The organism is Cytobacillus sp. C11.1, assembly GCF_058145115.1.
The window spans coordinates 3489430-3502631 of the sequence record NZ_CM176935.1 but is presented as its reverse complement, the minus strand read 5'-3'; the positions used below and the strand labels follow the sequence as shown (position 1 = coordinate 3502631).

At 41.1% G+C, this 13202-nt stretch carries 15 protein-coding genes, 1 pseudogene and 2 riboswitches; of the genes and pseudogenes, 1 reads left to right on the top strand and 15 read right to left on the bottom strand.

All coding sequences use genetic code 11. The features are described from left to right. Window positions 1-4: 4 nt before the first annotated feature. The 3 genes from AC3ZVC_RS17385 to murG form a co-directional block, all read right to left on the bottom strand. Entirely contained in the window at window positions 5-574 is a 570-nt protein-coding gene (locus AC3ZVC_RS17385; protein WP_490064466.1) for a sulfurtransferase TusA family protein, read from the bottom strand. 81 nt (window positions 575-655) lie between these two features. Beyond that, entirely contained in the window at window positions 656-1042 is a 387-nt protein-coding gene (locus AC3ZVC_RS17380) for a DUF302 domain-containing protein (RefSeq protein WP_490064465.1), read from the bottom strand. A gap of 1480 nt (window positions 1043-2522) precedes the next feature. Continuing rightward, window positions 2523-3590 carry an undecaprenyldiphospho-muramoylpentapeptide beta-N-acetylglucosaminyltransferase gene (gene murG / locus AC3ZVC_RS17375; protein ID WP_490064464.1) on the bottom strand — a complete coding sequence of 356 codons (1068 nt, stop codon included), beginning with the start codon at window positions 3588-3590 and terminating at the stop codon, window positions 2523-2525. Window positions 3591-3714: 124 nt separating this feature from the next. On the opposite strand from murG, the gene AC3ZVC_RS17370 reads away from it, so the two are divergent. Continuing rightward, window positions 3715-4086: a hypothetical protein gene (locus tag AC3ZVC_RS17370; protein WP_490064463.1), complete on the top strand. Its 372-nt coding sequence runs from the start codon at window positions 3715-3717 to the stop codon at window positions 4084-4086. A gap of 34 nt (window positions 4087-4120) precedes the next feature. On the opposite strand, the gene AC3ZVC_RS17365 is transcribed toward AC3ZVC_RS17370, so the two are convergent. The 12 genes and pseudogenes from AC3ZVC_RS17365 to AC3ZVC_RS17310 all read right to left on the bottom strand — a co-directional run bounded on the left by AC3ZVC_RS17365 (window position 4121) and on the right by AC3ZVC_RS17310 (window position 12951). Continuing rightward, window positions 4121-4435, bottom strand: a complete 315-nt coding sequence (locus AC3ZVC_RS17365) for a DMT family transporter (RefSeq protein ID WP_490064462.1) — start codon at window positions 4433-4435, stop codon at window positions 4121-4123. Then, window positions 4432-4770 carry a DMT family transporter gene (locus AC3ZVC_RS17360; protein ID WP_490064461.1) on the bottom strand — a complete coding sequence of 113 codons (339 nt, stop codon included), beginning with the start codon at window positions 4768-4770 and terminating at the stop codon, window positions 4432-4434. Before AC3ZVC_RS17360 ends, AC3ZVC_RS17365 begins: the two co-directional genes overlap by 4 nt. Before the next feature lie 67 nt (window positions 4771-4837). Then, window positions 4838-4937, bottom strand: a riboswitch (guanidine-I (ykkC/yxkD leader). Between the two features lie 48 nt (window positions 4938-4985). Next, a complete protein-coding gene (locus tag AC3ZVC_RS17355; RefSeq protein WP_490064460.1) occupies window positions 4986-6221 on the bottom strand; it encodes a dicarboxylate/amino acid:cation symporter in 1236 nt (411 codons plus the stop codon). Between the two features lie 464 nt (window positions 6222-6685). Then, window positions 6686-6984 (bottom strand): annotated as a pseudogene (locus AC3ZVC_RS17350) (DUF3817 domain-containing protein). Between the two features lie 83 nt (window positions 6985-7067). After that, entirely contained in the window at window positions 7068-7346 is a 279-nt protein-coding gene (locus AC3ZVC_RS17345; protein WP_490064459.1) for a replicative helicase loader/inhibitor, read from the bottom strand. A gap of 79 nt (window positions 7347-7425) precedes the next feature. After that, window positions 7426-8181: an exodeoxyribonuclease III gene (locus tag AC3ZVC_RS17340; protein WP_490064458.1), complete on the bottom strand. Its 756-nt coding sequence runs from the start codon at window positions 8179-8181 to the stop codon at window positions 7426-7428. A gap of 70 nt (window positions 8182-8251) precedes the next feature. Then, window positions 8252-8536, bottom strand: coding sequence for a hypothetical protein (locus tag AC3ZVC_RS17335; protein ID WP_490064457.1), 285 nt, complete (start codon window positions 8534-8536; stop codon window positions 8252-8254). Window positions 8537-8648: 112 nt separating this feature from the next. Next, window positions 8649-8963: a hypothetical protein gene (locus AC3ZVC_RS17330; RefSeq protein WP_490064456.1), complete on the bottom strand. Its 315-nt coding sequence runs from the start codon at window positions 8961-8963 to the stop codon at window positions 8649-8651. Window positions 8964-9854: 891 nt separating this feature from the next. Then, a complete protein-coding gene (thiE, locus tag AC3ZVC_RS17325; RefSeq protein WP_490064455.1) occupies window positions 9855-10532 on the bottom strand; it encodes a thiamine phosphate synthase in 678 nt (225 codons plus the stop codon). Next, a complete protein-coding gene (gene thiD, locus AC3ZVC_RS17320) occupies window positions 10522-11346 on the bottom strand; it encodes a bifunctional hydroxymethylpyrimidine kinase/phosphomethylpyrimidine kinase (RefSeq protein WP_490064454.1) in 825 nt (274 codons plus the stop codon). Before thiD ends, thiE begins: the two co-directional genes overlap by 11 nt. Before the next feature lie 12 nt (window positions 11347-11358). Beyond that, window positions 11359-12171 (bottom strand): hydroxyethylthiazole kinase, encoded by an 813-nt coding sequence (gene thiM, locus AC3ZVC_RS17315; protein WP_490068952.1) that lies wholly within the window; start codon window positions 12169-12171, stop codon window positions 11359-11361. 18 nt (window positions 12172-12189) lie between these two features. Then, window positions 12190-12951, bottom strand: a complete 762-nt coding sequence (locus AC3ZVC_RS17310) for a 3-oxoacyl-ACP reductase (RefSeq protein WP_490064453.1) — start codon at window positions 12949-12951, stop codon at window positions 12190-12192. A gap of 115 nt (window positions 12952-13066) precedes the next feature. Further along, a riboswitch (TPP riboswitch) is annotated at window positions 13067-13178 on the bottom strand. Window positions 13179-13202: the final 24 nt, after the last annotated feature.

Below are 13202 nucleotides of genomic sequence, written 5' to 3'. Positions count from 1 at the left end.
CGATTTATAATTTTTCAGTCGGACCTGTCCATTCCTTCATACCAGGGACAACGTTAATAACTTTCTTAAATCCTTTTTCAGTAAGCTTTTTAGCTGCAAGATCGCTGCGGGATCCGGATCGGCAGATAATATGCAATTCTTCCTCCGGATTCAATTCACTGAAACGCTCCTCCAGTTCACCAAGTGGAATAGAGACAGCATTTGGAATATGGCCGAAAGCATATTCTGCAGACTCCCGCACATCCAGAACTTTTATCTGTTCGTCCCCCTCGATCTTTTTTAACAGATCGTCCAAAGAGGCAACATCGGGATGCGACGTTTCATTATATTCTTCAGAGGCACTTGCTTTTCTTACATAGTGTTTTAATACATCCCCATCTTCAATTGTACCTAAGTATTGATGTCCTGTACTCTCGCTCCATGCCTTTAAATCAGCAGTGGATCCTTTATCAGTAGCTTGAATTTCCATGACTTGTCCGGGTTCAAGCTCGTTCATCATCTTCTTCGTTTTTACAATTGGCATAGGACAAGCTAGACCTTTCGCGTCCAGCACTTTATTAGCAGTTATTGACAAATAAAACCCTCCTTCCTATTTTTAAGTATTTTTAAAAACACAATAAAGAATACAGGAGAATAACTCCAAATGGATCTGTGCTTAGATTGATTTATCCAGACAGCCAATCAGGCGATTTTCAATGTCTGCTGCCATCTCTTTTAAATTTCGATTATCAATCATGCTGATAAGCGCAGTCGGCTTTGGCAAGCCAATTTTCGTCTGGCCCGCTTCATTATAAACAACAATTTTACAAGGAAGGAAATACCCAGCCATCTTTTCTTCTTTCAGAACGCGCTCAGCTTCCTTAGGATTACAGACCTCAAGAACCTTATACTCTTCATCCAGCTGGAAGCCCTTTTCTTCAAGCTTTTCTTTAATATCAAACGTCCATAAAACACCAAACTTTTCTTCCTTCAGCTGTTTTTCCAAATCCGAAATTGCTTCCTCAATCGATTTGTTCGTTTCTACCGTATAAGCAAAGTTCATAGCAACCACCTTTATTGACATATTTAGTTGAGTTAACCCACATACTAAGTAGGGTATTAATTTCTACCCCATCGTTATTAATATAAACACTGGTGTCCCTTTTTACGAAGGAAGATATAGGTCGATGTTCGGCTACAGGAGGGAATCGGAAGGTTTGTTTGTGAAAATAATGTTGTTTAGCGGGACCGGGACCGATTGATGGACTTGCATAAGCCAAACCGGATGGGGAAATATCTATGACGACCATCTTTTGGGCTGTCCATCATTTATCGTCGTCATTACGGCTTGATGACCACCGTTTTCTTAGATGTTCATCATTTATCGTCGCCATGAGAGTTCTATGACGACCAATTCCTTTACTGTTCATCATTTATCGTCTACATGAAGGCTCTATGACGACCTTTTTCTTAACTGTTCATCAAATATCGTCGCCATGAGAGTTGTATGACGACCAATTCCTCGACTGTTCATCATTTATCGTCTTCATGAAGGCTCTATGACGACCTTTTTCTTATCTGTTCATCAAATATCGTCGCCATGAGAGTTGTATGACGACCAATTCCTCGACTGTTCATCATTTATCGTCTTCATGAAGGCTCTATGACGACCTTTTTCTTATCTGTTCATCAAATATCGGCGCCATGAGAGTTGTATGACGACCAATTCCCAGACTGTTCATCATTTTTCGTCTTCATGAAGGCTCTATGACGACCTTTTTCTTAACTGTTCATCAAATATCGTCGCCATGAGAGTTCTATGACGACCAATTCCTTGACTGTTCATCATTTATCGTCTTCATGAAGGCTTTATGACGACCCTATTCATGCTTGAACTTAGATGATCGTTTACAAGACGGATTTATGGCGACCCTATTCCCGTCGGTCATTGATTAAGGTCTTCATGGTGGTTCTTTTAAGCACATATGCATTGTTACACTTAATTTCGGAGTCAGGATTCATAATTAGGAAGAAGGCTTTCAGGATGGTCGTTAATCCATGTTATTAACGTCGGTTTGGAAAATTTTGTTGAAGAAGGATGTTAAATTATTTTTTTACGTCCATGCTTGCTTCTTTTCCCAAGGCTATTTACGCATACTTTGTTGCTTTTTAAACAAGTAGTGAGGAGTCGCTGATTTCCGCTCCAGGATGCTCAAGCTTCCGCGGGGTGTGCGGTGTGCCTCCTAGGTGCGCTGCACCTGCTGGATCTCACCTGTCCCACTCCTCCCGCTGGACTTTGAATAAGCCGCTCTAAATAATCACCGCACGAAGGAAATGCGGATGCATTTTCGGGGATCTCGCACCTTGCGCTCCAATCAACCCAACCTTATTTATCAATGTTCTTATTTACAAAATCTACTTAAAAATAACAATCTTTTAGAAAAGAGCTTTCCCATAAAATGATCGTTGATCAGTTCTTTTTTACGCAAAAAATAGTTAAAGCCGGCATATTAAGCTGCCGGCTGTTGAAAAATATTTCAAGATTAACGATTTCTTTCGATTTCTTTAATGAGGACAGACAGAGCATCTCCCATTGGGGAGGTTTCCATTGTACTTATGATTTTTTCTCTGTTTTTTTCGAGGTTTTCCAGCGATTGAATAAGACTGTTTTTTGTTAATTTCTCTTCTTCCAATGTTAGTGAGTATCCTTTTTTTGTAAAAGATTGCGCATTTAATATTTGGTCGCCCCTGCTTTGTTTTTTTGTCAGAGGGATAATAAGCATGGGTATTTTCAAAGCCAGAAATTCAAAAATGGCATTTGAACCGCCCCGTGTAACAACTGTGTCGGAAGCGGCCAGGATATCCGGCAGTTCTTCGTTTACATACTCAAATTGCCGATAGCCAGCGGTGTTATCCAAACTGTCATCTTTCTGTCCTTTTCCGCATAGGTGTACGATTTGATAATTTGCGGTGAGCACCTCAAGGGAATCCCTTACTGTTTCATTTATTTTTTTAGCTCCAAGGCTTCCACCCATGACAGTTAAAATCGGCAGATCTTTTGTAAAATCAAGATACCTTTTACCTCTCTCCTTTTTACCGGAAAAAATCTCTCTCCTTATTGGCGAACCGATTACAATTGTTTTATTAGCTGGAAAATGCATTGCTGCCTCTTCAAAGGAGGTGAAGATTTTAGTAGCAAAACGCTGGGAGATTTTATTGGCCAATCCCGGAGTCAAATCACTTTCATGAATATAAATAGGAATTTTTAATGAGCTGGCGGCGATGATAACAGGAACGGAAACAAAGCCTCCTTTTGAAAAAACAAGCTTGGGCTTTATTTTTTTCAACAAGCTTCTTGCTTCCATAATCCCTTTTAATACGCGGAAAATATCCTTCACGTTTTCTGCATCCATATATCTCCGAAGCTTCCCGCTGCTTATGCCATTGTAAGGAATCCCCATTTTTGAAATTAATTCATTTTCTATGCCTTTTTTTGAACCTATATAATGTATGTTCCATTCATCTTTGGATAGTTCTTTTATGATGGCGATATTTGGGGTCACATGGCCCGCAGAACCGCCGCCTGTAAAAACAATTGTTTGTTTGTTCATTTTATACCTGCCCTGCTTATAAGGATTTAATATTATTATTATAGTTTATGTTTATATGTAAGAGAAGGTAAAAACTGGGTCCCTGTTGAATTGAATAGTAAACCGCTTTGAAGGAGAGAGATTTTTGAAGAAATGGATGATCTCAATCATCGTTTTGTTTGCAGGCTTAGCAGGATCCGTATTTTACTCAAAAGTTTATTACCCTGACCTTCCGATTGAATCGATTACGAAGCGTGAAGCAGCTGCAAAAGGAGAAAAAAGCGTCTACAAAATGACGAAGATTGCAGAGGAAAACAGCCATGTTTGGTACATGGCACAAATGAAACAGGGAAAAGCGTATGATTTAATGAAAGAAAAAATGGCAGAAAGCGGCTGGAGCTTTATCGAACAAAACGGAGCAGGTTTCTTCTTTGAAAAAGGCGAAAAAACACTTATTGTAACAAGCCAGATGTGGACTGGCAAATATGTGTTATTCAGTGTGCCTTTGGAAAAGTAAATAAAAAGGCCAACCAAACCTGCTGGCCTTTTTATTAAGAAATCAGCTTTAACCCTATTGCAGCACTCAGTACTATTGCAATAAAGAAAATTCGTTTAGCATCCTTCGGTTCTCCATAAAAAATCATGCCAAGAATGGCGCCGCCGGCTGCACCAATGCCTGTCCAAACCGCATAGGCAGTTCCCATTGGCAGCTCCTTCATGGCGAGTGCGAGGAAAAGAAAGCTGGCGCCAAAGCCGCCAAGAAGCAGGAAAAGAGATTGCCAATTTCGATTCCTATGCCAGCTGTTGATCATCGCTACACCAGTCATTTCAAATAGCCCTGCAAGGACAAGATAAACCCAGCTCATGATGTCTCAGCTCCTTCCTTTTCTTCTTCGCCTGTCACCAGCTTTAATCCAAGTACACCCATTAATAAAAAGAGCACAAGAATCATTTTGGTTAATTTCAAAGGCTCTCCAAACAAAATAATTTCTGATAAAACAGTTCCGGCAGTACCCAATCCCACAAAAACGGCATAAACCGTTCCGACCGGCAATGCCTTGCCTGCCATAATCATTAAATAAAAACTGACCGCAATGCTGATAATGGTGCCTGTCCATGATAATGGATCGTCCGCATGCTTTAACCCAATGACCCAAAACACTTCAAAAAATGCCGCTATAAAGACTTTTAACCAATGCATATTAAAATCTCCCTTCTAACCTATACCCCTCAAAAACAAAAAGCCCGGAAGATAACTGTTAAACAGTATCTCCCAGGCTTTTATCCTTCCGTGGCACAGCTTCGGCAGCTGTGAGTTTTCTCTCGGACCAGGCCAGCAATTGCTGCGGAACCCTAGAAAACCTTTATATTAAATTCGCAGCTATTATACCAAAAATCAATTGTTTTTACAAGAAACTATGCAGTTGCTTCATTAGAATCTGACGCTCCGGCTGACTCTTCCCCTCTGTCAATGATAACAGCGCATGCAGCATCTCCTGTAATGTTAATGGCAGTTCTGCACATATCAAGCAGCCGGTCGACACCCAATACAAGAGCAATCGCTTCAACTGGAAGGCCCACAGATGTAAGAACCATAGATAGCATGATTAATCCTACTCCTGGTACACCTGCCGCACCAATGCTGGCGAGCGTGGCTGTTAAGATGACCGTAAGCAATTGCCCTAATCCTAATTCTGTGCCATATACCTGTGCAATGAAAATGGTAGCAACTCCTTGCATGATCGCTGTTCCATCCATATTAATTGTTGCACCGAGCGGCTGTACAAAGCTGCTTACGCTCTTTGAAACCCCTAGATTATTTTGGGCTGTTTTCATGGAAATGGGCAGTGTGGCTGAGCTGCTCGAGGTACTAAAAGCTACAACCATTGCTGGAGAGAATTCTGTTATGAAATGGATTGGATTCATTTTTCCAAGGAAGGATATCGCAGTACCATATGTGACGACTAAGTGGAGCAATAGCACAAAAAGCACTGCAAACATATATTTGCCCATTGCCATTATCGCATCCATGCCCTGTCCGCCAATGGCAACAGCAATCAGACCAAAAGCGCCATACGGGGCAAATTTCATAATTGCCTGGACAAGATACATTAGTACTTCATTCGCCTGTTCAATAAGACGGAGAACACCGGCTACTTTGTCCCCCAGTCTTGATAATCCGTACCCGATAAAAATGGAGAAAGCAATTATTTGAAGCATCGACTCCTGCACCATGGCGCCAAACGGATTTGCAGGAATGATATTAACAAGCGTTTCGATGACAGGCGGAGCTTCCGTTTCCTCAAAATTTGCACCATCAAGCTGGAAATCGCCCGCTCCAGGCTGGAACAATAGTCCGGCTCCCAAAGCTAAAATAATGGCGATAGCCGTTGTAATAAGAAAGAATAAGATCGTTTTGCCGCCAATCCGGCTAAGCTTTTTCGGATCGCTAATTCCGGCAGTACCCAAAATTAATGACACAATGACAATTGGAACGACTAGCATTTTAATCAGGTTGACGAATATTTTCCCTAAAGGTACCAGTACATACGTGGAAGCGGCATCATACCACCCAGGCAGCGCCAAGTTCAAAATCAGGCCAACCACAATCCCCAAGCCCATACCAATGAGAATCTTTTTGGTTAAAGACATAATCAACCTCCCTTTTTAAATAGTGACTATGTTAAATTTGCCTGTTGATTTCCAATTCAGGCACTCAGCGAAGGGTCCGGGAGCCTTCTCAAGCAATAAGCCTCCCTTTTTAGCGCACTCCCGAAGGACTTTGAATATTCCTTAAATACACAACGCAGAAGGAAATGCAGATGCATTTTCGAGGATCTTGTGCCTTCCGCGTCAATCAACAGGCTGCTAAAAATTAGCCTTGAGCTTTAACACAGCCTTAAAATAAGAAAGCGCTTACATTAAAATAATTATTCAAAACTTGGTCGGATTATGCAGTTTATTAAGTTGCCAAGCGTAGTAACTGTTCTTAGCCCTGCAGCATTTTGTCTGCAGGGCTCCCAGTCTTTCTTTTATCTTATCACAAATTTTGGCAGGTATTGTAAGAGAATTGGAAAATGAAAAAGCCTGCATAGCGCAGGCTCTCTCTATTTCTATTAATCTGTTAAGGATGATTTTTTCAAAAAGATATCCAAAATAAAATTGCCAAATGGGATAAATGCCACTGCTACTGCACTTGCAGCCCATTTTAGCGACCATCTGATTTTAAAAGTCGTGTAGGCAATGACGAAAAGATAAGTGATGAACAGGAACCCGTGAAGAGAGCCAACAACTCTGACAGCTTCCGGAATGCCCGCAGCATATTTAAGAGGCATGGCTATAAATAAGAGGAGCAGTAGAGATCCTCCTCAAGAAAGCCCATGAATCTGAATTTTCCGATCGGTGTTTTTAGCATAAAAGCAACCTCAACCTTCATTTCTTTTTATCCATACCCATGTATTATAGCATTGTCTTAAGGATAGATACCATAGTAGGCTGCTAAGAAATATCGTTAGCCAGGACATACTCTTCGTGCCAGGAATAAGTTTCAAAACCTGTTGGAGCTAAATGATTACTCAAGCTTTTAGCCGCAATATGGCTGATTGACGGAGGATAGGGACTTTTCCTGATATGCTCCTTAATGCAACCCATCGCCTCGTCAAAGTCTATGTCCTGGCATTGCGAAAAATAATATTGAACGATATCATTTTTAATCCTAAAACCCGGATATACCCTTTCAATAAGAACAAAAAGTTTTAGCATTTCTGTTTTATTCATCTTACCAGCCCTTTATGAAATAGTAATACAAGTATTGCCGGATTTTTCAAAAATAAAAACCCCTGTTCTGATCCAGGGGTTAAATATTTAGTTCAAGAGCAATCGGGCAATGGTCGCTTCCCATTATGTCACAGTGAATTTGTGCATCTTTTATCTTATCTTTGAGTCTCTCAGAGACAATGAAATAATCGATCCGCCATCCGATATTCCTTTCGCGTACCTTAGCCATGTAAGACCACCAGGTGTAGGCGCCCTCTGCCTCCGGATATTTGTAACGAAAAGAATCAACAAATCCTGAATTCAGCAGTCCGGTCATTTTCCCGCGTTCTTCATCGGTGAAACCGGAATTGCCGCGATTGGACTTTGCATTTTTCAAATCAATATCCTGATGGGCAACATTTAAATCTCCGCAGAGAATGACAGGCTTGATCTGATCAAGTTCCAACAGATAATCACAAATCCGTTCTTCCCACTTAAGGCGGTAAGGAAGCCGGGCCAAATCACGCTGAGAGTTAGGCGTATAGACATTCACAAGATAAAACTCTTCATATTCAAGGGTTAAAATTCTTCCTTCCGGCTCTGTTTCACTATCGCCTAAGCTATACCGGACCGAAAGCGGTTCTTGTTTGGTAAAGACGGCTGTACCCGAATACCCCTTTTTAATCGCATAATTCCAATACTGATGGTAACCTTCGAGAACCAGGTCTATTTGACCCTCTTGTAATTTGGATTCCTGGATACAAAAAATATCCGCATCCACATCATTAAAGAAATCTATAAAGCCTTTTTTCACGCAGGCTCTAATTCCATTCACATTCCAGGAAACAAGTTTCATTGAAAAAATCTCCTTACGTTGAAAATCTACCAGACTATCAGATTAACATGAATAAGGCTCCACTGCACACTTAAAGAATCGCTGCCCGCACCATGAATGACAATACCGGTACAATTAAAAACATTGCGATATAGTATTTTAGGGGGATCTCCTGGTCATGATCGCCAAGCGCCAGCGAAACTAATGCTTCAAGCAGTCTGGCTAGAAGCAGGACTCCTATTATGAAAACAAGTCCCCCTAGGAGGTTTAATTTAAGATAATCCAGAAAAAGCAGCACAAAAAAATAAAGCACACTTACCGCCAGAAACTCGGAAAGTGTCTGTTTGTTTGTAAATATCCAATTCAAAACGTTCAATAACTCACCCCCGCACTTGGTTATCCAAGCAGCAATAAAACTATTGTAAAATATAGAAATTATTCTGACAAGGAAACCTGGCATTAAAAAGAGGCCTGCTATGAAGCAGTACCTATTGCTTAAAAATCATAGTTCCGGCATTCATCTGCACCAATTTGATGTTTTCCCCCGGCTGAACTCCTTTGTATAAATAGGCAGTCAACCTTACGGATTCTCCACCCTCCATACGAATCCAGTATTCCTGGTGCATATCATAATTGCTTAAGTAATTATCGATTGAAGCTTGAAGGTATTTTTCTTCTACCTTTCCTTCAATTTCCGTTATTTTCGTTTCAGCAGCAACCAAACCCATGAAAAAGCCATAATACACAATAAGTAATAAGACTATGCCTTGGATATAGAGACCGGCAACCATCCATTTTTTCAATTCTCCATCCCTCTTTTTTCATTGTTTTTTAAAAAGCTACCATCATTAGAATGGGTTAAACGGGATAACTTCAAACGGTTAAATCGGAAAATGAATGGAATTTTCATGCTTTCATTCAATGGGGACATCATTCTTGTTTAAACTCCCATTATTAATAATTTTCTGCTAAAATCCTGGCAAATAGCTCTCTTTTCAACCTAAATATAAAAAAATGCCCAGCTAATGTAACGGGTTCTTTTACCTGTCACAAAAATCCAATATGTATATTAAAATGACCATCAATTTGTATGTGAATTTGATGGTCATTTTTTATTGATATAACGCGAATAATTATAAAAATAGGCTTGAAAATGTGGTCCAATTTGTATTTCGAAATGTAAGGTTACAGAGATTTCTGTTACCTCGCAAATTGGATTGCAAAATGCTGTTTTTTTTAGTTACAAAACTAAGTTTCTCTTTAGCTCTGTGTTTATTCATTGATGATTTTCGTATAGGTATGAGAATTAATAGGCGGAGAATTTCCGCCTAAAGTATATAGAGGAAGCTTAAGAAGCAGAGATAAACGGAGGAATTCCGGTTAACTGCTCTAAATAAGCCAAAATTCAAAGATTTGGATCATATAAGCGAAAAAACTCCGCTTATTCTTAAGGAAATATGGGTGTTTCCCATTTTAAAAGGAATTTTTCCGGTTATTTTTCAAACACAGTGAAATCAACATTTAGTTTTATAACAGTACTTTGGCCATAAAATGCATTATACATTAGATGGCACTTTGTAATATTCTTACATAACAAAAAGCCCTGCATTTTGCAGGACAAAATGTATAACAAAAATAAACAGATTTTCAAACGTATTTTTATAAAAAGTGACAGGTATCGGAACCCGTTACAGCTAATGGGCATTTTTTTGCTTGATCACTTCTCTATGAACCGCTTCATATAACAACCGTGCAGATGCATCCGGAGATTCGGCTTGGCTTATTGCTGTGATGACGGAAACACCGTCTGCTCCAGCTCCGATAATCGGAGCCGCATTCTCCGCTGTTATGCCGCCTATCCCAACCAAAGGTATCTTAATTTCCGAAGCTCTTAATTCATTAATAAAACTCAGACCCTGAACGGCTTTTGCGTCTTCCTTTGTGGAGGTAGGATAGATTGGGCCGATTCCAAGATAGTCTGCACCTTCAGCAATTGCTCTCCTTGCTTCATCTATATGATGGGCGGACACACCGAGAATTTTATTGCCTATTTTTTTCCGAACCATACTAGCCGGCTCGTCTTCCTGCCCGATATGGACGCCATCTGCATCTATTTCAATTGCCAGCTCAATATCATCATTCACAATAAAAGGGATATGGTTTGCCCGGCAGATTGTTTGCATTTTTTTTGCAAGCTGGAGCTTTTCCTTCCCTTGAAGACAGCCTTTGCCTTTTTCGCGGAATTGGAAGAGGGTGATACCTCCCTTAACTGCAGACTGCAAAACTTCTTCTGGATTATTGCTGCAGTTTACACTGCCCATAATAAAGTAGACCCTTAATAATTTTCTCATTTCATCAGGTTTAACTGCCATGAACAAAAGTCTCCTTCTTCCTTCGGTTATAAGCCCAATGATTCGTAGGTCCATGCCCGCTGCCCAGCTGCAGGTCATCTTCAATAGCAGCCTGGATAAACTGCTTGGCGCGCTCCACAGCACTCAAAACAGTCATCCCTTCCGCAAGGCCTGCAGTTATGGCTGCCGAAAAAGTGCACCCGGTTCCATGTGTATTAACCGTTTGTATTCTTTTACTTTTAAACTCATAAAAGCGTTGGCCATCAAATAAAAGATCCACAGCATCGGTTTCAGCCTCAGCATGCCCGCCTTTTATCATGACATTCTTTGCGCCCATATCATGCAGCTTTCTTGCTGCTTCGTTTTTTTGCTGGTCCGTTTTAATCCTCAATCCCGTTAGAACTTCTGCCTCCGGGATATTTGGCGTGATAAGAATCGATAAAGGGATCAGATATTCCCTCATAGCAGCAATGGCCTCCTTTTGCAGCAGGCTCGCACCCCCTTTTGCAATCATTACTGGGTCGATGACAACATTTTCCCATTGGTGCCGCGTAATCTCACGGGATACTCTCTCGATAATTTCTGCATTAAAAAGCATCCCCGTTTTGACTGCGTCGGGCACAAGATCTTCCCCGATCGATTGGATTTGTGCAACGACTGCTTCTGGAGTCATCGGATAAACTTCTTGAACGCCTTTTGTGTTTTGGGCAGTAACGGCAGTTAATGCTGACATGCCAAAAACGCCAAGTTCCTGAAACGTTTTTAAGTCAGCCTGAATTCCGGCACCGCCACCGCTATCTGATCCGGCTATAGTTAATGCTTTGTTTATTATCATTTTAACTCCTCCCTATTCGCTGACTTTTTTAAAAGCACCGAGTTTTTCAATATCTGAAGCGGTAATGTTAAACAAGCTATTTAAAAATTCAATTTGGAACGTTCCCGGACCTTTATCATTCGTTGCCTCTGCTGCTATTTCGGCAGCAGTTCCGTACACAACCAATGCGGCAACAGCTGCTTTAACTGGATCCTTTTCCACAGTAGAAAATGCACCAATTACAGAAGTCAACAGGCAGCCCGCACCTGTTACTTTTGTTAAATAGGGATGTCCGTTTTCTATGGTGTACGTTGAAACTCCATCTGAAACAACATCCTGTTTGCCTGTTATGACTGCTATGGTGCCAAGCTCTTTTGCAGCCCTTCCAGCAAGTTCAGTCGTATTCCCCTGATTTTCCCCCGCATCTACTCCTTTAATTTTCCATTGCTGGCCGGCGGCATTGGCTATTTCCGCCGCATTTCCTCTAATGATGGAAATATTTAATTCCTTTAATAATTTTTTGGCGGTTTCTGTACGGTATGGAGTTGCCCCAACACCTACTGGGTCAAAGATTACGGGAACACCATGCTCGTTGGCTGACCTTCCTGCGATCAGCATGCTTTTTACTTCTTTTTCCGTAAGAGTTCCCATGTTCAGAACCAGTGCTCCGGCTATTTTCGCCATATCAGCCGCCTCTTCATGCGCATAAGCCATAACCGGTGATGCTCCAATTGCCAAAAGTCCATTGGCAGTAAAATTGGTTACCACAACATTTGTAATATTATGTACGAGCGGATTTGCGGTTCTTACTTTTTCTAAAAGACTGCTAATCTCGTAAATATTCATCATAAGTCCCCCTCACAATTAGTTCATAACAAGTCCGCCATCCACGACAAGATTCTGGCCTGTAACAGCCCTTGCCCATGGAGATGCGAAAAATACAATTGCATCAGCTGCCTCTGCCGGATCGGTAACCTTTTTCAATGGTGTAGAGTTTTCAATTATTTCAAAGACTTCATTTGAAGTAGCTGCGCTTGCATCCGTGGTTTTTAATAAGCCACCTGATACCATATTTACCGTAATGCCGTATTGCCCAAGTTCGTTAGCCATATTACGTGTAAATCCCAGGAGGGCTGCCTTGCTGGTCGTGTAATCGTGGTACGGAACAACCGGGTTCTGAAATAGATTTGTGCCAATCGAAATGACTCGTCCAAACCCGTTTAGTTTCATATCAGCCAAGCCAGCCTGAACGGTATTTAAAGCTCCTCGAACAGCGCCCTCCAGCTGGATTTGGAAGTCTTCCCATCCAATCGTTTCTGCATCTTTTTTGGAAACAGGGTCAAATTGAAAGTTTACAAGTGCGTTATTAACAATAGTCGTTATGGGTGTTCCAAAGTGGTTTTTCGCTTTTTCAAACAGTTCCACAACCTGTCTTTTGTCCCGGATATCTGCTTGAATGGCAATAGCACGTTCACCAATTTCACTTTGCAGCTCATAAGCTTTCTCTTCACTATGAAAATAGTTAATAACCACCCTCGCACCTTCTCTTGCAAAAGCTTTGGCCGTCTCCCTGCCCAAGCCTCTGCTCCCTCCTGTGATGAGCACAATTTGGTCTTGAAGTTTCATCTGAATTCCCCTTTTCATGAATGTGTCCAACCTAGTTATTGGCTTATTTTCTGACAAAATAAAAACCAGATCCATCAATGGACCTGGCAGAATAATAAATGAGAAGGAATGATCGTTCCCGCTATTACTACTTTCCTACGCTGGCATAATCCAGATCAGGTCCGAAGGGTAAAAAAACAGGTCGGTTTCTTTCTCAGCCCGCGCATCGGGCACCCCTAGCAGTAAAACTATTTAGTTGGCTGATTTCATCT